The sequence below is a fragment of the Streptomyces sp. NPDC002787 genome (assembly GCF_053592095.1).
This window is the reverse complement of record NZ_JBSFVC010000004.1, coordinates 82,556-101,950: the sequence shown is the minus strand read 5'-3', so window position 1 is coordinate 101,950 and position 19,395 is coordinate 82,556. Positions and strand designations below refer to the sequence as shown.

Annotated in this window: 11 protein-coding genes; 6 read left to right on the top strand and 5 right to left on the bottom strand. The window is 70.8% G+C overall.

Annotation, left to right across the window (positions count from 1 at the left end; genetic code table 11):
• The first annotated feature begins 18 nt into the window (after nucleotides 1–18).
• Nucleotides 19–1,110 carry an amidohydrolase family protein gene (locus tag ACWD26_RS06500; RefSeq protein ID WP_451266854.1) on the top strand — a complete coding sequence of 364 codons (1,092 nt, stop codon included), beginning with the start codon at nucleotides 19–21 and terminating at the stop codon, nucleotides 1,108–1,110.
• An 85-nt stretch (nucleotides 1,111–1,195) separates the two neighbouring features.
• Here the strand turns inward: ACWD26_RS06500 and ACWD26_RS06495 are convergent, their stop codons facing one another.
• Together ACWD26_RS06495 and ACWD26_RS06490 are read right to left on the bottom strand one after the other, a co-directional pair.
• Entirely contained in the window at nucleotides 1,196–1,651 is a 456-nt protein-coding gene (locus tag ACWD26_RS06495) for a hypothetical protein (protein WP_451266852.1), read from the bottom strand.
• Nucleotides 1,652–1,732: 81 nt separating this feature from the next.
• Nucleotides 1,733–8,752, bottom strand: a complete 7,020-nt coding sequence (locus ACWD26_RS06490) for a golvesin C-terminal-like domain-containing protein (protein ID WP_451266850.1) — start codon at nucleotides 8,750–8,752, stop codon at nucleotides 1,733–1,735.
• Between the two features lie 432 nt (nucleotides 8,753–9,184).
• On the opposite strand from ACWD26_RS06490, the gene ACWD26_RS06485 reads away from it, so the two are divergent.
• The 5 genes from ACWD26_RS06485 to ACWD26_RS06465 all read left to right on the top strand — a co-directional run bounded on the left by ACWD26_RS06485 (nucleotide 9,185) and on the right by ACWD26_RS06465 (nucleotide 15,828).
• Entirely contained in the window at nucleotides 9,185–10,039 is an 855-nt protein-coding gene (locus ACWD26_RS06485) for an ABC transporter permease (RefSeq protein ID WP_451266848.1), read from the top strand.
• The gene (locus tag ACWD26_RS06480; protein ID WP_451266846.1) at nucleotides 10,036–10,968 is read left to right on the top strand and encodes a carbohydrate ABC transporter permease; all 933 of its coding nucleotides are present in this window, start codon (nucleotides 10,036–10,038) and stop codon (nucleotides 10,966–10,968) included. Before ACWD26_RS06485 ends, ACWD26_RS06480 begins: the two co-directional genes overlap by 4 nt.
• 39 nt (nucleotides 10,969–11,007) lie before the next feature.
• Nucleotides 11,008–12,657 (top strand): extracellular solute-binding protein, encoded by a 1,650-nt coding sequence (locus ACWD26_RS06475; protein ID WP_451266844.1) that lies wholly within the window; start codon nucleotides 11,008–11,010, stop codon nucleotides 12,655–12,657.
• 44 nt (nucleotides 12,658–12,701) lie between these two features.
• Nucleotides 12,702–13,763, top strand: a complete 1,062-nt coding sequence (locus tag ACWD26_RS06470; RefSeq protein ID WP_451266842.1) for a LacI family DNA-binding transcriptional regulator — start codon at nucleotides 12,702–12,704, stop codon at nucleotides 13,761–13,763.
• Between the two features lie 124 nt (nucleotides 13,764–13,887).
• Nucleotides 13,888–15,828, top strand: a complete 1,941-nt coding sequence (locus ACWD26_RS06465; protein ID WP_451266840.1) for a DUF2264 domain-containing protein — start codon at nucleotides 13,888–13,890, stop codon at nucleotides 15,826–15,828.
• A 26-nt stretch (nucleotides 15,829–15,854) separates the two neighbouring features.
• Here ACWD26_RS06465 and cobC read toward each other — a convergent pair whose 3' ends face one another.
• Genes cobC through cobJ form a run of 3 tightly spaced genes read right to left on the bottom strand, consistent with a single transcriptional unit; the run spans nucleotide 15,855 to nucleotide 19,340 of the window.
• Nucleotides 15,855–16,931: an Rv2231c family pyridoxal phosphate-dependent protein CobC gene (gene cobC, locus ACWD26_RS06460; protein WP_451266838.1), complete on the bottom strand. Its 1,077-nt coding sequence runs from the start codon at nucleotides 16,929–16,931 to the stop codon at nucleotides 15,855–15,857.
• On the bottom strand, nucleotides 16,921–17,853 hold the full coding sequence (locus tag ACWD26_RS06455; RefSeq protein ID WP_451266836.1) for a sirohydrochlorin chelatase: 933 nt from the start codon (nucleotides 17,851–17,853) through the stop codon (nucleotides 16,921–16,923). Before ACWD26_RS06455 ends, cobC begins: the two co-directional genes overlap by 11 nt.
• Nucleotides 17,850–19,340, bottom strand: coding sequence for a precorrin-3B C(17)-methyltransferase (cobJ, locus tag ACWD26_RS06450; RefSeq protein WP_451266834.1), 1,491 nt, complete (start codon nucleotides 19,338–19,340; stop codon nucleotides 17,850–17,852). Before cobJ ends, ACWD26_RS06455 begins: the two co-directional genes overlap by 4 nt.
• Nucleotides 19,341–19,395: the final 55 nt, after the last annotated feature.

Here is a 19,395-nt window from a genome sequence, read left to right as displayed (position 1 = left end):
CTGACTAAGGTGCGGTGCATGAGCGAGCGCGCGGTGCTGCATGTGAAGGGCCGGATCCTGGTCGGACCCGAGGAGGTCCGGGACGAGCTGTGGGTGATCGACGGCCGGGTGTCGTACGACCGCCCGGCCGGCGCCCAGGACATCCGTACCGTCGAGGGCTGGGCCCTCCCCGGCCTGGTCGACGCGCACTGTCACGTCGGCCTCGGCCCGCACGGCCCGGTCCCGGAGGACGTCGCCGAGAAACAGGCGCTGACCGACCGGGACGCGGGCACCCTCCTGATCCGCGACGCGGGTTCCCCCTCCGACACGCGCTGGATCGACGACCGTGACGACCTGCCGAACATCATCCGGGCCGGCCGCCACATCGCCCGCACACGGCGCTACATCCGCAACTTCGCCCACGAGATCGAGCCGGACGAACTGGTCGCGTACGTCGCCCAGGAGGCCCGCCGCGGGGACGGCTGGGTGAAGCTGGTGGGGGACTGGATCGACCGGGGGCTGGGCGACCTGTCGCCGTGCTGGCCGCGTGAGGCGGTCGAGGCGGCGATCACGGAGGCGCACCTCCTGGGCGCCCGCGTGACGGCGCACTGCTTCGCGGAGTCGTCCCTCCGCGACCTCGTCGAGGCGGGCATCGACTGCATCGAACACGCGACGGGCCTGACGGACGACCTGATCCCGTTGTTCGCCTCGCGAGGCGTGGCGATCGTCCCCACGCTCGTCAACATCGCCACCTTCCCCTCCATGGCGGCCGGCGGCGAGACCAAGTTCCCGAACTGGTCGGCCCACATGATGCGCCTCCACGAACGCCGCTACGACACCGTCCGCAACGCCTACGACGCGGGCATCCCGGTGTACGTCGGCACGGACGCGGGCGGCTCCCTGGCCCACGGCCTGGTCGCCGCCGAGGTCGCCGAACTGGTCACCGCCGGTATCCCGCCGGTCGAGGCCCTCGCGGCGACCACGTGGAGCGCCCGCGCGTGGCTGGGCCGCCCCGCCCTGGACGAGGGCGCCCCTGCCGACCTGGTGGTGTACGAACGGGACCCCCGCACGGATGTTCGTGTGCTGGGGGCCCCGTCGAGGGTGGTGCTGAACGGGCGGGTCGTGGGGTAAGCGCCACCGGCGCGGATGTGGTCATGCGGGCAGCGGGGGTGATCGTCGTTCGGCGGTCCGTGGCCGTACGGCGCGGTGCCTCTGGCTAAACCAGCTCCTGCCAGATCGCGAAATCACGTGGCTTCTTCGTGGCGAGAAGGCTCGAAATCGGCGCCCGACCCACGGAATCCAACCAGTTGTCGAACGAGACCTCACCGCCGGGGAACCACCACTCCGAATGACTGCCTGCAGAATCAAGGTCGTCATCCAAGGAGTACCTGAATTCGAATTGAACCTGGACAAAAGCCTCGTGTTTACCGGTCGCGTCACCGATTTCAAGCTGTCGAACGATGCCGAGAGTGAAGGTGGGCTCCGGGAACCAGTTGACCTTGCCGTACTGGAAGAGGTATCCGTCTGCGTCGGGGAGTTCCGGCACCTCGAACTCGATCGCCGAAAATCGTCTCACCAGCCGAGTCAGCCCCGAGAGCGATGCATCTAGATCATCCATCTCCTCGACAAGTCGACGGGCGGTGCGTTCCGCCGAATCTACCTGCTGTTTCATAGGCGATCACCTTTCGAGCCCAGCGGTACGCACCTGACCGGTGCCCGCCCGCCAATCACTCGGCGGGCGGGCGCTTGCGGCCTACGGCCAGTGGCCGCCGAGCAGTTGCCGTCTGACGTGGTCTATGACGTCAAGTGCCTCACTCTTGTTCCTGGCTCCACTCATCAAGTCGTTCACGTAGGCGTAGTAGTCGTTTGTGTGAATCTTCGAGTGCACCGACAACCCGTTCGGGTTGGGAGATGAACTGCTCCGCGGCAGCCAGACGCCGTTCTCGGCATCGTTTACGCCGATTCCGAATCTATCCAGCTGCGCCCTTGCGGGCGCGGCCTTTGGTGAGTTTCCTGCCACAATGTGGTGCGGGGAGTGAGGTGTCGCCGGTTCCAAGTCGCCGGCATTGTTGAGGGCCTCCCTGAGCTTGTTGGCGCAACCCGGGTCAGCATTGTGCACCAGGACCGGAGTGGCCCCCGCCAGGACGTAGTAGGTGTGTATGCCCTCGACGCTCAGGTTGTGGACCGTCGCCTGTGTTGCCCGCGCCCGGGAGGCTGTGACCTGGATCCAACTGCCGCTCCCTGTGCTCAGCCACTGCCCGGGCTCCAGGTCGCCGGCCTCCACCCAGCGGCCCACGTCGGGCAACCAGAAGGGGTGGCCGTCGGTGGCTGTGATGGTGGACGTCTCGTTGCCCGTGCGGCCGTCCGTGTCAACCGTGAGGGTGACCAGGTGCTTCGTGCCGTCACCTGTGATCGTGTTGGTCACCGTGCGGGGCTGGATGCCGTCCGTTTCCACGTCCGACGTCCTGACCTTGTCGCCGACCTCGACGTCCTCGATCGGTTTCGTCGTGCCGTCGGCCATCAGGACCTTCGTGCCCGGTGCGAAACTGTTCCCCACCCTGCAGGTCGCACCACTGGCCGGCGGTGCGTCCGGGGGATTGGGAGCGGCCGGTGCCGGGGCCGGGGCGTCGGCCGCCGGGGGGTTGGCGCCGCCCGTGGGGGGTGCGTCCGCGGCGCCGGCCGGCGGGGGATCGGCGGCGCCGGCAGGCGGCGGATTCGCGCTGCTCGTCGGCGGTGTCGCCGCGCCCGACGGCACATTGCGACCCACGTCGCTGGCCGTGTCCAGGGCCTCCAGTGCCTCGTCCCCGTACTTCGCCACCTTCGCCGCCGTCGCCCCGTACCCCGCGAACGGGATCGCCGAGGCGCAGGACAGGGCCGCGTCGACGTACTCGCCCTCGGCCGCGTACCAGCCGCAGTTGGCCAGGTCAGCGACCTCGCCGACCACCGGGATCAGGCCGACCACGTCCAACGCCGCGTGGCCGATGTCGGACCAGGAGAGGCCGAACAGGTGGCCGTCGATCTCGATGAAGGAGATCGGGTTGCCGCCGGCGAAGGCGTAGCGGTTGCCGGTGAAGGGATCCGTGGCGAGGCCCATGTCCGCCAGGGCGCCGCCGTACATGTCACGGGTCAGGAAGCGGTTCAGGCCCGGGTCGTAGGTGCGGAAACCCATGTCGTACGTGCCGGACGTCGTGTCGTAGCGCTTCGCGTTGAAGCGGTACGAGTTGTACGGCTCCGCGGCCTCGCCCCCCGCCCCCGGCTTGTCCGCGCCCGTGAACTGGGCCGTGTCGTTCTTGCCGTACGCCGTGTAGCCGTACGTGGTCTTGGTGTCGCCGTCCTTGTCGGTCAGCGCCTCCACGTCACCGTGCGGGTGGTAGAGGTACTGCGTGGTCTCCGGGGCCGCGCCCTCATCGTCTTCCTCGTCCTTGATCTGGGTGAGCTTCTGACCCCAGGAGGCGTACTGGAAGGACGTGACGCCCTCGTCCGTCACCTCCTCCCGCAGGGAGTTCGAGGTGATGCCCAGGTAGGTGAAGAGGGTGGTCTTCGCGTCGTCGCCGCTGCCGACCGCCTCCTTCACCGTGCGGTCGAACGCGTCGTACGTCATACGGGTCGTCCGAGCCGCGTCACCGGTGCCCGACGTGATCGACTCCGGACGGTCGAAGCCGTCGTAGCGGTACTTCTGGATCGTCTCGCCGCCGAAGGAGACGGTGTCGAGGCGGCCCAGCGGGTCGTAGTTGTACGTCGAGGACGCGCCGTCCGCCGTGGAGGTCAGGAGGCGGTTGCGGTCGTAGCGGTGGGTGGTGGTCGTGTCGTCGACCGTCTGCCAGACCACGTTTCCGGCCGCGTCGTGCCGGTACTCCTCCGTCTTCTCGTCGTCGCCGGTCTTCGCGACCTTGGCGATGCGGTCCTGCGGGTCGTACGTGTACGCGTACGTGTTGTCGATCGTGGAGCCGTGGTCGTCCGCGTCCATCAGCTTCAGGACGTCCTCGACCTTGTGGCCGTTGGCGTTGTACTTCAGGGCGTGCTCGGCGACGAGGGTGTCGTCGGACTGCCGCTCCGTGGTCTTCTTCGTCGCGCCGTCGAGGTAGTAGTCGACGGTCAGGACGTTGCCGTTCGGCTTCGTCTGTTTCGCCAGCTCGCCCCGGGCCGTGTACTCGACCGAGGTGATCTGGCGGTCGGCCGCCGTCGGCGACGACGCGTTGGTGATGCGCTCGACCCGGTCCAGCGGGTCGTAGTCCAGCTTGCTCCAGGTCAGGTCGTGGGTCGTCGTCAGCGTGTTGCCGTTGGCGTCGTACGTCAGGGCCGTCTTGTCGCGGACGCTGTCGCCGTCGTGCTCCACCACCTCGGTGAGCTGGTTGAGTTCGTCGTAGGCCAGGGTGTAGCGGTCGGTCTCGACGCCGGGGCTGTTGTCGGTGATCTCGACCTGGTTGCCGTTGGCGTCGTACCGGTAGGAGAAGTCCTTCTTCTCGTTGTCGGTGTCGCCCTCGTAGTCGCGGACCAGCCGGACCGCGTCCGCGACCACCGTGCCGGTCGCCTTGTCGGTGAGGGTGATGGCCTGACCGGTGTCCTCGGCGAAGGCGTACTTGCCCAGGGAGCGCCACTCACCGGGGAGTTCACTCTGGTCGAGGGTCTTGGTCTCGGTGCCGTCCTTGTGCTTGATCTCGTACGAGGCGTCCTTCGCCGCCCCGTCGACCTTCGGGTACCGGACGTAGACCGTGTAGTCGCCGGCCTGCGGGATCGTCAGCTGCCAGACGAAGCGGTCCTCGCCCGCACCGGGCGCGTGCGTCTGGGCGTTGTAGCCGTACGAGCCCTCGGCGTCGACCGCGGCCCACGTGCCCTGCTGCGCCGTGTTGTTGATGTCGCTGTTGTCGACCAGGGCGACCTGAAGGCCCACCGGGACTCCGTCGTCCGAGCGGGACTTGAGGGCGCCGCTCGGGTAGAAGGAGGAGTTGAGGGTGCGGGAGACCGAATCGCCCGCGCTGCTCAGGGTGTTCTGGATCTGCTGGCCGAGGTCGTTGTACCGGTAGGTGTTCTTGATGTCGAAGGCGTCGACCGACGTCTTGATCCAGCCGGTGTCGAAGTAGGTGTACTCGGTCTCGTTGCGGATGCTCTGGCCCTCGGACGGCGGGGCGCTGACCTTCTTCAGCCTGCTCAGCGCGTCGTACTCGTACGTCGTCCGGTCGGGGGTGTTGTATCGGTCGTCGTCCGGGTCGAAGGGGCTCAGGGTCTCCTTGACGCGGTTCAGCTCATCGTAGACGGTTTCGGTGGCGAAGTCCTTCGGGTCCTCGGTCTCCATGCCCCGCGGGGTGATGACCCGGGTCTGGTTGCCGACCTCGTCGTACTCGAACCGGGTCTTGCGTGTGACGCCGTCGTCGTGCGGGACGTGCGCCTCGACCAGCGCGGCGCGGGCGTCCAGGACCAGCTCGGTGCGGTTGCCGTCCGCGTCGGTGGTGGCGGTGGTCAGACCGTCCCAGTCGTAGGTGCTGGTCGTCGACTTGCCGATCGCGTCGGTGGTCTCCAGCAGCCGGTGGTCGAGGTCGTAGCGGAACTTGGTGGTGTAGTCGTCGGGGTCGTCGGTCTCGTTCTTGCGGGCATCGACGACCTTCACCAGGTCACCGACGTCGTTGTAGACCGCCGAGGCGCGCTTGCCCGCCGCGTTGACCGCCTCGATCGGCTGGTAGACCTCGTCGTACTTGGTCGTCGAGGTGAAGTCGCCGGGCTTCTCGGTCAGGTTGCCCTTCGGCTCCGTCGAGGTGAGCTGGTTGCCGACCTTGTCGTAGGTGAAGGTCGACACCCGTGGGGGCGCGCCCTCCTCGTCACCGGGCTGGCTGGACTTCAGCAGCTGGTCGGCGGCGTCGAACTGGCTGCTGCTGGACACCCCGTTGGGGGCGGTGAAGACGAGCGTGTTGTCGTTCACGTCGTACTTCGGCGCGGGCGTGACGATGAACTCACCCGCCTGCTGGTCCTTCGGCCTGCGGTTCTCCAGCGGACGCGCGAACACGTCGTACGTCTGCGTGGTCGTCGCCCCGTCGGCCTCCTCGACCTCGGTGACGTTGCCGCGCACGTCGTACGTCGTCAGCGTGCGGTTGCCGAGGGCGTCGACGATCACCTGCGGATAGCCGGAGGGGTCGTAGTCCTCGAACTTCGTGGTGTGCTCGCCCGCGTCGGTCGCGGAGACGAGCCGTCCCCGCGCGTCGTAGGCGTTGGTGGAGGTGTAGTCGTCCGCAGGCTCGCTCTCCACGCCCTTCGGGTCGGTGACCGAGGTCATGTTGCCGCGTGCGTCGTAGCCGAACCGCCAGGTACGGCCCTCCGGGGAGACCCGGCGCACCAGGTCGGCGATATAGCCGTTCTCACCGGTCGCGTAGGTGAGCGTGGCGGCGGGCCGGTCGTTCTTCACCGACTCCGCGTCCCGGCTCTCCAGCGGATAGCCCGTCTTGGGGTCGTACCTCCAGGTGCGGGCGGCGCCGTTGTTCTCCTCCAGACGCGTGACGTTGTTGTCCGCGTCCCAACCCAGCCTCGTGGTCCGCTTCTTGGCGTCGGTGAGCTTCACGGGACGGCCGTAGCCGTCCAGCAGCTGGGTGCTGGGGTTGCCCTCGGCGTCCGTGACGACCGTCTCGGTCCCCTTGCCGTCATGGCCGTCGGGGTCCTTGTAGCGGTACTTGGTCACACCGCCGAGCCGGTCCGTGACCGTCTTGGTGTACCCCAGGTAGTGCAGCTGGTCCTTGTCGTCGTGCGGGCCGACATAGTCGACCTTCGAGGCGTTGCCGCGCGGGTCGGTGACCTGGACCAGCTTCACGCCGGGGTGGTCGAACTCCTTGCCGTACTCGAACCTGAAGACCTTGCGCAGCTTGTCCTCGGCGTTCGCGCCGTCCGTCAGCCGCGCCAGCAGGCCCTTCTCCGTGAAGGTGAGGTCGACCCGGCGCCCGGAGATGTCGGTGACCGACCGAACCTTGTCGATGATGAACGGGTTGAGGAGATGCTTGCCCTCCTTCACCTTCCCGTCCTTGTCGACGTACGAGTACGCCTCGCCCTTCTCCCAGTAGTCGACGGTGAGCGTGCGCCGGCCCTCGGCGTCGGTGACGTACTTCAGCAGCTTCGACGGGTGCCCGAGCAGCCGCTCCTCGTACGTGAACTCCATCCGGTTGCCGTTCTTGTCCACCTGGGCACTCGGATAGCCCTGGCAGTCGAAGAGGAACCGGGTGCGGTCCGGGCGCAGGAACTCCCAGGCCTCGCGCTGGTGGGGGTGGAGCAGACAGTCCTTCTCCAGCTGCCTGACCCGGAAGTGGACGCCGGCGGGGGAGTCCCACTCGCCCTTCTTGTTCTTGCTGAAGACATGGCTGGTGCCGTCGCCGTCGGTCAGCGTGATCTGCTTGGGCAGCAGCGCGGCCGGATGGAAGTCCAGAGGCGTGCCCAGCCGGACCGGCGAGGAGGCCTGCAGCGACCAGCCGAAACCGGCCGGAGTGCTGGAGGCGTCCTGCGAGTTGTAGGCCAGCCGCAGGAAGGTCGAGAAGCCGAGCGACGGGTTCGAGAAGGCGTTGTACGACCACACCGCGTTGCCCGCGTGAAGGTTGCTCATCAGCGCCGAACCCGCGCCGGTGTTCTTGCCGGCATAGGAGTGGAAGTCCTCCAGACCGAGCTGGTCGGAGGTCGGGTACTCGGCGGTGACCTCGTGCTTCGACGGCGGGACCCCGTCCGTCTCGGACAGCCAGTCGCCGGTGGCCTTGTCCCGAAGGTCCCACTCCAGGCCGAAGGTGAGCCGCTTGTCGAGCGGGTCGACCAGGACCGGGGCCTTCAGCTCCGCGTCGAAGGCGACCGTCTCGCCCGGCCGCACGTCCTTCGGCAGGGGGGTCGCGTCCTTGTTGAGGAGGTTGGTGACGTCCTTGCCGTCCAGAGTCCAGCGGTACGACAGGACCCGCTCGCCCTTCTTCCACACCGTGTCGGTGGTGTTGGTGAGCGTGGCCTCGACGGTGGCCTTCTCGCCGGGGATCATCCGCGCCGGCGTGTACGGCAGGAAGTAGGTCTCGCCCTCGGGGGCGGCGAGCAGCTTCGTCCCCTCGGCGACCTGGCCCAGGGGCGGCAGTTCGACCGTGCGGGCGGGGCCGGCCAGCAGCTTGCCCTGCTGGGTGCGGACGACGATCCGGTAGTGGTAGGTGCGGCCCTCACCGTCGCCGTCGCCGCTGCCCTCGCCGTCGAACGCCGGGGGCGCGGTGCGGTCGGCGAAGGTCCGGGTGTCGCGGTCGACGGGGGCGAGAAGGGTCTCGTCGGTGGGGGTGAAGTCCTTCTTCGTGGAGCGGTGGACCTCGTACTCCCGCAGGCCCTTGCCCCGGTACGCGCTCCAGGAGAGGTCGGCGCCGGTGGCGTGCGTGGTGCGGGGTGCGGCGATACGGACGCCCACGGCGTCGCCCGTGACGCCCCGGTGGGTGAGGGAGGCCGATCCCCGGGAGCGGTCCAGGCCGATGCGGGGCGGCTCGGGGTCGTCGCCCCGGCCGATCTCGTCGCCGTCCTCGTCGTCGCCGAAGAGACGCTCCAGGAAACCGGGGTCGTCCTCGTCCTCGGCGCGTTCGCTGGCGGGTCTCCAGCCGTCGCGGGGATCGCTGGTGTCGGGTTCGACCGCGGCCGCGGGTCTCGCCTCGGCGGTTCTGGCGGGGGTGGCGGGTGCGGTGCCGATGATCATGGCCGTCGCCACGGCGCCGACCAGGGCGGCACGGAGTCGGAAACGGCGCAGGCGGACGCGGCGGAGGCGGATACGGACGCGGGTGTGGTCTAAGGCTGCCATGAAGGGCTCCTTGTTCCCCGTGAGCACAGGGGTCGCACAGGAATCGCCGGGCGCAACTGTCTACCAAGGCCCCCCAAAGCCGTGTCAATGACATGTCAAATGGAGGGGCGAGTTCCGGACTGCGAACGTTGCGGAGAAGTCCTGTACGGACGGGTGAGGCGGTGTGAAACCGCGGAAGCGGGACGGCCGGATCCGGTCACCAGGCCAACAGTCCTTCCTGTCAGGGCTGTTGACCGCTCTGATGAAAACGTTTTAACTTCCCCTCACTCCGACTTCGAGACGTGAGGGGGACCCGTGGCCGCTGTACTACGGGAACACACAGGTAAAGAGGAGGTTGGACCGGATCGCCGTCGAGCGAACGGCGCACCGCCAGGGCGAAAAGGTTTTCAGAGACGGGGAAGGAACCGGAGTTCCCGGGCTCTCCTGCTGCTCATGCTCCCCGGCCTCGCCTACTTCCTCCTGTTCCACTACGGCGCGCTGGCCGGCAACCTCATCGCGTTCAAGGAATACGTCCCGTTCGACGGCATCTGGGGCAGCCCCTGGGTCGGCGCGGACAACTTTCGACGGATGTTCGACGACGGGGCGTTCTGGGCGGCCGTCCTCAACACGCTCTGGATCGCGGTCCTCCAGCTCGTCTTCTACTTCCCGGTGCCGCTCGCGCTCGCCCTGCTCCTGCACAGCCTCACCCGCAGCAGCGTCCGCCGCTTCGTGCAGTCGGTGGCGTATCTGCCGCACTTCATCTCGTGGGTGATCGTCGTCGCCCTGTTCCAGCAGGTGCTCGGCGACACGGGACTGCTCAACTCCTCGCTGGACGGCATGGGGTTGAGCACCGTCGACATCATCGGCAACCCCGACGCCTTCCGGTCGCTCACCGTCGCCCAGGTCATCTGGAAGGACGCCGGCTGGGGCACGATCATCTTCCTCGCCGCGCTCGCCCAGGTCGACGAGCAGCAGTACGAGGCCGCCGCGATCGACGGCGCCGGCCCCTGGCGGCGCTTCTGGCACGTCACCCTGCCCGCCATCCGCCCGGTGATCGTGCTGCTGCTCATCATGCGGCTCGGCGACATCCTCTCCGTCGGCTTCGAGCAGATGCTGCTCCAGCGCGACGCGGTCGGCCCGGAGGCCGCCGAGATCATCGACACCTTCGTCTACTACCAGGGCGTCGTCGGCGGCGACTACGGATTCGCCGCCGCCGCGGGCCTGTTCAAGGGCGTCATCGGCGCGCTGCTCGTGTACGCCGCCAACAAGGTCGCCCACCGCCTCGGCGAACAGGGGGTCTACAGGTGAGCACCCGCTCCGGGCCGGTCCGGCCCGTCCGACGCGTCCGGGAGACACGCCCCGCCCGCCCCGGCTGGCTGGAGAAGCCGAAGCCCGTCACCCAGGCGGCCAAGGCCGTCGCGCTCGTCGCCGTCGTCCTGCTGGTGTGCGTGCCGTTCCTGGTGATCGTGTCCACGTCCCTGGCCTCCACCGACGAAGTGGTGGCAGGCGGCGGCTGGGTGCTGTGGCCGACCGAGCCCAGCCTGGATGCCTACCGCGACATCCTCGACGGCGGCATCGTCACGCACGCCCTCGGCGTCAGCGCCGGAGTCACCCTCGTCGGCACCCTGCTCAGCCTCGCCTGCACGGTCACCCTCGCCTATGCGCTCTCCCGCCCCGGCGTCTTCGGCGGCAGGCCGGTGCTCCTGCTGATCCTCTTCACGTTCCTCTTCCCGCCCGGCATGATCCCCAGCTTCCTGCTGGTCAAGGAGCTGGGCCTGCTGGACAGTTACGCCTCCCTCGTCCTGCCCGTCCTCGTGAACGTCTTCAACCTCGTCGTCCTGCGCGGCTTCTTCCAGGGCATCCCCGAGGAGCTGTACGAGGCCGCGCGGCTCGACGGGGCCGGGGACTGGCGGGTGCTCCTGTCGGTCGTACTGCCGCTGTCGAAGGCCGCGCTCGCGGTCGTCGGACTCTTCTACGCGGTGGGGTACTGGAACTCCTGGTTCTACGCCTCCCTGTACCTGGAGAGCGACCACTGGCCCCTCCAGCAGGTCCTGCGCACCTACGTGGTGGCGGGGTCCGGGCTCACCGACGCCACGACCGGCGAGGCCACCGTCACCGCCCCGCAGACCGTGCAGATGGCGGTCCTGGTGATCGCCACCGTACCGATCCTGCTCGTCTACCCGTTCCTGCAGAAGTACTTCACCAAGGGCGTGCTCACCGGCGCCATCAAGAGCTGACACTCCGTCAAGAGCCGTGTGTAGAAAGGTGACTTGCTCATGTCCAGCACGTCCCGACGTACCCTGCTCCGATCCCTGGCCGTGGGCGGAGCCGCGCTCTCGGCCCCCGGTCTGCTGACCGCCTGCTCCACCGGCTCCGGCGACAGCGACGTCTCCAACGCGGGCAAGAAACTCGCGCCCTGGCCGACGTACACCCCCGCGAGCGGCCCGAAGCCGGACCTCGCGCCCACCGAGGCAGGCGTCCAGGCCGGTTACACCGCCTACCCCGCCGACCTGGTCAAGTCCGTCTCCCGGACACCGGGCGACGGCTCCACGGTCAAGGTCATGTCGGTGTCGTTCGGCACGCCGCCGAAACCCGCCTCCGCGAACCGCTTCTGGGCGGCGGTGGAGAAGGCCCTCGGGGTGAAGATCGAGTACACGATCATCTCCCAGGCCGACTACCAGAAGAAGATGGCCACGGTGATGGCCGGCGACGCCGACACCCTGCCCGACATCATGAACATCTTCTCCGGCTTCGTCCTGCCCCGCGAGGGCGAGTTCGTGCGGCGCCGGGCCGAGGACCTGACCCCGTTCCTCTCCGGGGACGCGATCGCCGACTACCCGAACCTCGCGAACATCCCCACCCACGCCTGGCGCGACATGGGCCGCATCGGCGGCCGTATCCACGGCATCCCCCTGGAGCGCCCACTGCCCGGCTCCACGCTCTGGCTCAACCAGGGCATGTTCGCCGACGCCGGCATGAAGGAGGCCTGGACCGCCGACGACTTCGCCGCCGTCGCCAAGAAGGCCACCGGCGGCCGCACCTACGCCCTCGGCGCCGCCGCCGGCTCCCTCTTCGGCAACGCCGTCCACGCCGCCGCGCACAACGCGCCCCTGGAGTGGGCCGTCACCGACGACGGCACCTTCGCACCGGGCTGGGCCGACGAACGCTTCAAGGCGGCCATCGCCTTCCAGACACGGCTGCGCGAGGACGGCTCGTACCACCCCGACGCCACGTCCGTCTCCCAGATCGACCTGACCACCCTTTACTACAACGGCACGGTCGGCTCCATGCAGGACGGCTTCGGCGCGTACCTCCCCAAGTACCGGGAGAGCAAGGGAAAGCTGACCCCGGCGGCGGCCCTCCCGTACAGCGTCGGCGGCGAGCCGGGCGGGATCGTGGCGGCCCGCCGCTCCTTCGGCTACACCGTGCTGAAGAAGGCGAAGAAGGAACGGATCGAGCTGCTGCTGCGCATCCTCGACCTCCTCGCCGCCCCCTTCGGCAGCGAGGAGTGGGAACTCGTCCACTACGGCGTCGAGGGCACCCACTTCACCCGTGGCGCGGACGGTTCCCCGCAGCCCACGAAGCTCGGCGAGGTCGAGAACAACACCAACCTGCCGCTGAAGTACCTCGCCGAGGGCCCCCAGGTGCTGTTCGTACCCGGCATGCCGGACGCCGTACGGGCCCTGCACACCTGGCAGCGGAAGGTCGTGCCGCACGCCGTCCGCAACGCCTCCTTCGGGCTCCAGTCCGCCACCAAGAACTCCCAGGGCACCACCCTCAAGGCCCTCCTCGAGGACACGCTCACCGGCATCGTCGCCGGGCGCCTCCCGCTGTCCGAGTGGGACGCGACCGTGAAGAAGTGGCGGCAACGCGGCGGCGACAGAATGGCCGAGGAGTTCGGAGAGGACTACGCGGCCAACACGTGAGCAGCGGCCTGCGGCCGGCGGAAGCGGAACAGGAGACGCGGGGGATGGGGAACGACATGGTGTCCAAGGGGCGGGTCACGATCCGGGAGGTGGCCGAGCGGGCCGGGGTCTCGACGGCCACCGCCTCCCGCGCGCTCAGCGGCAACCATCCGGTGCCCGCCGCCACCCGGGCCCGCGTCCTGCGCGCCGCCCGCGAACTCGACTACGTCGCCAACGCGCACGCCCGCGCCCTGGTCGGCGGCGGCCGCAAGATGGCCGCCGTCGTCGTCCGCCAGGTCACCAGCCCCTTCTACGCCCAGGTCGCCGAGGGAGTGGAGGCGGAGGCCGCCGACCGGGGCTGGCTGTGCGTGGTCGGCGCGACCGGGGGAGACCCGCAGCGGGAGATGGACTTCGTGCGGCTCATGCGGGAGGAAGGGGCACGGCTGGTGATCCTGGTCGGCGGGGTCGTCGAGGACGACGCGTACCGCTCGCGCGTGGCCCAGTACGCGCAGGCCCTGGACGCCTCCGGGGCCCGGCTGGTGCTGTGCGGCCGGCCCGCGCCGGGGCCCGAAGTCCCCGCACTCGTCGTCGAGTTCGACAACGAGGCCGGGGCGCGGGCGATCACCGGGCATCTGCTCTCCGCCGGGCACCGCCGGATCGTCTTCCTCGGCGGGCTGCCCGGCAACACCGCGCTGGACGCCCGGGTCGCCGGGTACCGGGCCGCGCTGGCCGAGCACGGGTTGCCTCCGGCGGCCGGGCGGGTCGTCGACTGCGGGCTCGGCCGGGCCGCCGGGCTGCGGGCGATGACCGAACTCCTCAAGGAGACACGGGAGTTCACGGCCGTGTTCGCGGGGGACGACATGGTCGCGGCGGGGGCGCTCCGCGCGATCGCCGAATCCGGGCTGAGTGTTCCCGACGACATCTCGGTGGTCGGGTACAACGACATCCCGCTGGCCGAGGACTTCGATCCGCCGCTCACGACGGTGCGTACGCCGGCGGAGGAGCTGGGGCGGGCGGCGGTGCGGATCGCTCTGCGGGATCCGGAGCGGGGGGTGGGGGGCCGGCATGTGCTGGGCACGCACATCGTCGTGCGGCGGAGTGTGGCTTCGCCGAGGGGGCCGTTGTGACAGTGCGGGTCGTATGTGGCTGGTCGCGCCCACGCGGCGGAGCCGCATATGTCACAGCCCCGCGCCCCTGTCGGGGCGCGCTGCCCTGCTCCCTCACCACGACTCACGGAGGATGCACTCCCCTATGACCGCGCCGCACGTGTCGCCCGCCGACAACTCGACGCTCCCGCCCACCGACTTCCTCCTCTCCCCCCTCACCGGCTGGACCCGCGCCCACTGGGAGGCCATGGCCGATCGGCTGCTCGACGGGCTCGTGCCATACGCCTCGCCGGGGCTGGCGCAGTACCGGCTGCCGGGGCGGGCCAGCCACTCCGGTCCCTTGTCCGACGGGCTGGAGGGGTTCGCCCGCTCCTTTCTGCTCGCCGCCTTCCGGATCGCGGGCTCGGGCGGGCGGGTCGGACCGGCCCTGATCGAGCGGTACGCGGCCGGGCTCGCCGCGGGTACCCATCCGCGCGGCGGCGACGAGCGGTGGCCGGCGATCACCGACCGGGCGCAGCCCATGGTGGAGGCGGCGTCGATCGCGATCGCGCTGCACGAGTCCCGGCCGTGGCTGTGGGACCGCCTCGACGACGCCGTACGCGGCCGGGTCGCCGACTGGCTGGGCGGCTTCGTCGGGGCGGACGCCAACGACTCCAACTGGCGGCTCTTCCAGGTGATCACCGAGGAGTTCCTCGCCTCGGTCGGCGCCCCGCACAGCCGCTCCGAGATCGACGCGGGGCTCGCCCGGCTGGAGGACTGGTACCGGGGCGGCGGCTGGTACACCGACGGAGACGGCCGGAAGTTCGACTACTACAACGGCTGGGCCCTGCACCTGTACCCGGTGCTGTGGGCGCGGATCGCGGGCCCGAGGGCGGACGCGAGGCTGGTGGCCCGGCATCGCGGGCGGCTGCGCGAGTTCCTCGGCGCCCACCAGCACTTCTTCGGCGCCGACGGGGCACCGGTGCACCAGGGCCGCTCGCTCACCTACCGCTTCGCGACCACCGCCCCCTTGTGGGCCGGCGCCCTCGCCGACGCCACCCCCCTGCCGCCCGGCCGCACCCGCCGGCTCGCCTCCGGCGCCGTGAAGCACTTCGCGGAACGGGGCGCACCCGACGAGCGGGGCCTGCTCACGCTGGGCTGGTACCGGCCCTTCCTCCCCGTCACCCAGCGCTACTCGGGCCCCGCCTCCCCCTACTGGGCGAGCAAGGCCTTCCTCGGGCTGCTCCTGCCCGAGAGCCACCCCGTGTGGACCGCGCCCGAGGAGCCCGCGCCCGTCGACACGGCCGACACCACGCTCGCCCTGCCCGGCCCCGGCTGGCTACTGCAGTCCACCGCCGCAGACGGACTCGTACGGCTCGTCAACCACGGCAGCGACCGGTTACCGCCCCCGCCCGCCACCGCCGACGACAGCCCGCACTACGCCCGGCTCGCCTACTCCAGCGCGACCGCGCCGGAGACCCCGGCAGCCCCGGGGACCGGCGGCCCCGACAACCACCTCGCCCTGCTCGCACCCGACGGCACGCCCTCCCCGCGTGGCCGCATCCATCCGCTCGGCGCCGAGGGCCGCCGCGCAGCCTCCCGGTACGGCGACGGCATCGAGACGATCAGTGTGGTGCGCGGACCCTGGGAGGTCAGGGTGCACCGCGTCGACGTCCCACCCGACTCGGCCGTACGGGAAGGGGGATGGGCCGTGGCCGACGATGCCGGGCCACCCACGGGGGCGGCTGGCCCGGGGTGGGCGCTGGCCTGCCGCGCGGACGGTCTGACCAGCGCGATCGTGGGGCTGTACGGCTGGGGCGAGGGGCCCGGAACCGTGACACGAGCCGTCGGCACGAACGCGTACGGGCACCACTCGGCGACGCCCGCGCTGGAAGGACCCGGGGGAAGCGGTCCGGTCCTGGTCACGCTCGTCATGCTCAGCGGCGACCCGCGCACCCCGCACACCGGGGCGAGTGCGACGGTGGACACCCACGGAAACGCGCACATCCGCTTCCCGGACGGAACCGAGGAACGAATCCGCTGGGACGACCTTCCCTACGGGGCGGAACCACCGGCAGCTCCCGGTCCCTCAGCGCCGACGCCCTGACAGGCGGACCGCCGGGCCTTCTCCGCTCAGCTGTCCGCCAGTGTCATCGCGCAGTCCAGCGCCTGGAGAAAGCCGTTGACCGTGGTCCGGTCGCGGACCGCCAGTCGCAGCCACTCCTCGTCCAGGCCCGGGAAGGTGTCGCCGCGTCGCACCGCGAAGCCGAGGCTGCGCAGATGGCGTCGTACGGCACCCGCGCGGGGCAGGCGCACCAGGACGAACGGGCCCTCGGCGGGCTCGGCGACGACCAGGCCGTCCGGGCCGAACTCCTTGAGCCCGGCGACCAGATGGGCGCGGTCCGCGGCGATCCGGTCGGCCGCGGCGGCGGCTTCCGCCAGGGCCCGGTCCGACACACACGCCTCGGCCGCCGCCAGGGCGGGCGTGGACACCGGCCACAGGGGCTGGGCCCGCTCCAGTTCCGCGATCGTCTCCGGGGCGGCGAGGACGTATCCGATCCGCAGGCCGGCCAGCCCCCACGTCTTGGTGAGGCTGCGCAGGACGACGAGACCGGGCACGTCCGTCCGGCCAGCCAGCGCCTCGCGCTCACCCGGCACCGCGTCCATGAACGCCTCGTCGACCACCAGCGTCCGCCCCGGCCGGGCGAGTCGGGCGATGGACGCCGCCGGGTGCAGTACGGACGTGGGGTTGGTCGGGTTGCCGATGACGACCAGGTCGGCGTCCTCCGGCACCGCCGCCGGGTCCAGCCGGAAGCCGTCCGACTCCCGCAGCAGCACCCGGTCCACGGTGTGCCCGGCGTCCCGCAGCGCGGCCTCCGGTTCCGTGAACTGCGGGTGCACCACGACCGGTTGACGGGCCTTCAGGGCGCGTGCGAGCAGCACGAAGGCCTCGGCGGCACCTGCCGTGAGCAGCACCCGCTCCACGGGCAGCCCGTGCCGTGCCGCCACCGCCGCCCGGGCGGCCCGCCCGTCGGGGTAGGCGGCCAGCCCGGTCAGCGACCCGGCTATCCGCTCCCGCAGCCAGGCGGGCGGTGTGTCGGCCCGGACGTTCACGGCGAGGTCGGTGAGCCTCGCCCCGTCGTCCCGCACCTCGGCGTCGCCGTGATGCCGCAGGTCGTGGCCGCTCGCGGTGTCCTGTTCAGTGTGCATGGGAGTGCGCGTGTCCCCCGTGGTGATGGTGGTGCCCGTGGTCGTGGTGGTGCCCGTCGTCCGGGTGGAGGTGCGGCTGCCGCGGCAGGCCCACCTTCTCCTCGAAGCCGGGCAGGGCGACGCGGTGGACGCCGGAGTCGCAGTTCATGCGCGGATCGCCCTCCAGCGCCTTCCGGTACCGCTCCATGACCAGATCGAGAAGTTCCGGTTCCGGTCCGATGACATCGGCCGACCGTACCTCGATCTCCGGACGCGCGGCAGCCCAGCCCTCGGTCTGCAGCCGCATCCGGTCCGGCAGGACGCCGGTGAACAGGAAGTACGGCAGCACGACGATCCGCCGGGCGCCCAGCCTCACGCACCGGTCGAGACCGCTCGGCACGTCCGGCGCCGCCAGCGACACGAACGCCGTCTCCACGCCCGCGTACCCGCGCCCCTCCCACAGCAGCCGGGCCGCCTTGTGCACCTCGGCGTTGGCCTCGGGATCGGTCGACCCCCGCCCCACGAGCAGCACGGTCACATCGGCCCGGTCGCCCGGGACACGGCCGCCCCCGCCGAGCGCCTCGTCCAGCCGCCGCTCCAGGACGCGCAGCAGCGCCGGGTGCGGGCCCAGCGGACGGCCGTGGACGTACGAGATCTCCGGGTGCCGCTCCATCTCCCGGGCCAGCGCCGCCGGGATGTCCCCCTTGGCGTGCCCGGCGGACACCAGCGTCAGCGGAACGGCCGCGAACCGCCGCACCCCCCGCTCCACCAGCTCGGTCACGACCTCACCCAGCGGCGGGGACAGCTCGACGGAGTCACCCGCGACGGGCAGCTCGGGGTGACGGCGCCCCAACTCCCGTACGAAGTCGCGGAACGCCTCGGCCCCGGCGTCGTCCCGGGTGCCATGACCGGTGATGAGCAGGGCGGGCGGCGGGGTGGTCACGATGTCTCCTCGGAGTTCGGAACAGGGGTGCGCGGCAGGACGTCGGGCGCGGCGGCGGCCGGGGTCCGGGAAGGCTCCTGCCGGCGGTAGCCGCGCGGCGTCACCTTGCGCCCCGCGACCTCCCGGGTCGCCGTGTTGCCCACGGTCACGACGGTCATCATGTCGACCGTCTCCGGATCGAGCGAGGTCAGGGTCGTCAGCCTGCTCGACCCGTCCGGCCGCGAGGCGTTCCGTACGACACCCACCGGCGTCGTCGGCTCCCGGTGCCCGGCCAGGATCGAGAGAGCCTTCGGCAGCTGCCAGTCCCGGCCCCGGCCGCGCGGGTTGTGGAACGTCACCACGAGGTCCGCCTCGGCCGCCGCCCGCACCCGACGCTCGATGACCTCCCACGGGGTGTGCGGATCGGACAGGCTGATCGACACATGGTCGTGCCCGAGCGGAGCGCCGAGGATCGCGGCGGCGGCGAGCGCGGCGGTGACACCGGGCACACCGATCACGTCGATGTAGTCGCAGGCCTCGGCGAGCGCGGGCGACGCCATGGCGTACACCCCCGCGTCCCCACTGCCGATCAGCGCGACGGCCTGCCCCTTCCGGGCCTCCGCCACCGCCGTGCGCGCCCGCTCCTCCTCCGCCCCGAGCCCGGACTCCAGGATCCGCGTACCGGGCCGCAGCAGATCACGGATCCGGTCCACGTACTGGTCGAGCCCGACGAGCACGGCCGCGCGGCGCAGTTCGGCCCCGGCCCGTGGTGTCAGCAGGTCCCGGGCGTCCGGCCCGAGCCCGACCACCGCGAGCCGCCCCCGCGCCGGCCGCCGCACGACGGCACAGGTCGCCATCGCCGTCCGCCCGTCCGCCCGTTCCGACTTCCGCTTGGGGACGAGCAGTTCACCCCCGCCCACGAGCGCGGCGGCCTCCGCGACGGACGGGGTGCCCACGGCCGCCCGGGGCGCGTCGGAGGGGTTCGGCACCTCGACCGCCGCCAGTTCCTCGGCGGAGTGGGTGACCAGGGGAACACCGAGACGCTCGGCCGCCCGGACGACGCCGGGTTCGCCGGCCTTGGCGTCGACGGTGGCGACCGCCGCGAGGGACTTGGGGGAGAGGCCGGCGTCCCGCAGGGCGTCCTCGATCAGGCCGAGGACCTCGTCCACCGGCACGCCCTTGGAGGCGCCGACGCCGACGACGAGGGAGGGCGGACGGAGGACGATCCGTGCCTCGCCGGTGTCGACCAGGCGGTCGGTCACATGAATCGCCGGTCGCTGCCGCGCGTAGTCGTCCGTGGGCGCGGCGTCCACCGCCGGGCGCCCGACGTTCGACGGCAACGCGGGCAGAGGCCAGGCGAACTCCAGGTCCAGCTCGACGCGTTCTCCGTCCAGCACAGCCCGGGAAACCCCCATGACGTCCCCCTCCGCAGGCAGACCGAGCATGTCCAGCACCAGCTCCTCGAACCAGGTCGCCCGATGGGCGACGACCACGGACGTCGACGTCACACAGCCGCCCTCCAGCAGATCCCGTCCCCTCAAGGGCACCCTCGCTCGGGGCGCC

Bases quoted from the DNA above. Each gene is read 5' to 3' on its own strand.
- ACWD26_RS06500 (WP_451266854.1), top strand. From the start codon at position 19: ATGAGCGAGCGCGCGGTGCTGCATGTGAAGGGCCGGATCCTGGTCGGA.
- ACWD26_RS06495 (WP_451266852.1), bottom strand. From the start codon at position 1,651: ATGAAACAGCAGGTAGATTCGGCGGAACGCACCGCCCGTCGACTTGTC.
- ACWD26_RS06490 (WP_451266850.1), bottom strand. From the start codon at position 8,752: ATGGCAGCCTTAGACCACACCCGCGTCCGTATCCGCCTCCGCCGCGTC.
- ACWD26_RS06485 (WP_451266848.1), top strand. From the start codon at position 9,185: ATGCTCCCCGGCCTCGCCTACTTCCTCCTGTTCCACTACGGCGCGCTG.
- ACWD26_RS06475 (WP_451266844.1), top strand. From the start codon at position 11,008: ATGTCCAGCACGTCCCGACGTACCCTGCTCCGATCCCTGGCCGTGGGC.
- ACWD26_RS06470 (WP_451266842.1), top strand. From the start codon at position 12,702: ATGGGGAACGACATGGTGTCCAAGGGGCGGGTCACGATCCGGGAGGTG.
- ACWD26_RS06465 (WP_451266840.1), top strand. From the start codon at position 13,888: ATGACCGCGCCGCACGTGTCGCCCGCCGACAACTCGACGCTCCCGCCC.
- cobC (WP_451266838.1), bottom strand. From the start codon at position 16,931: ATGCACACTGAACAGGACACCGCGAGCGGCCACGACCTGCGGCATCAC.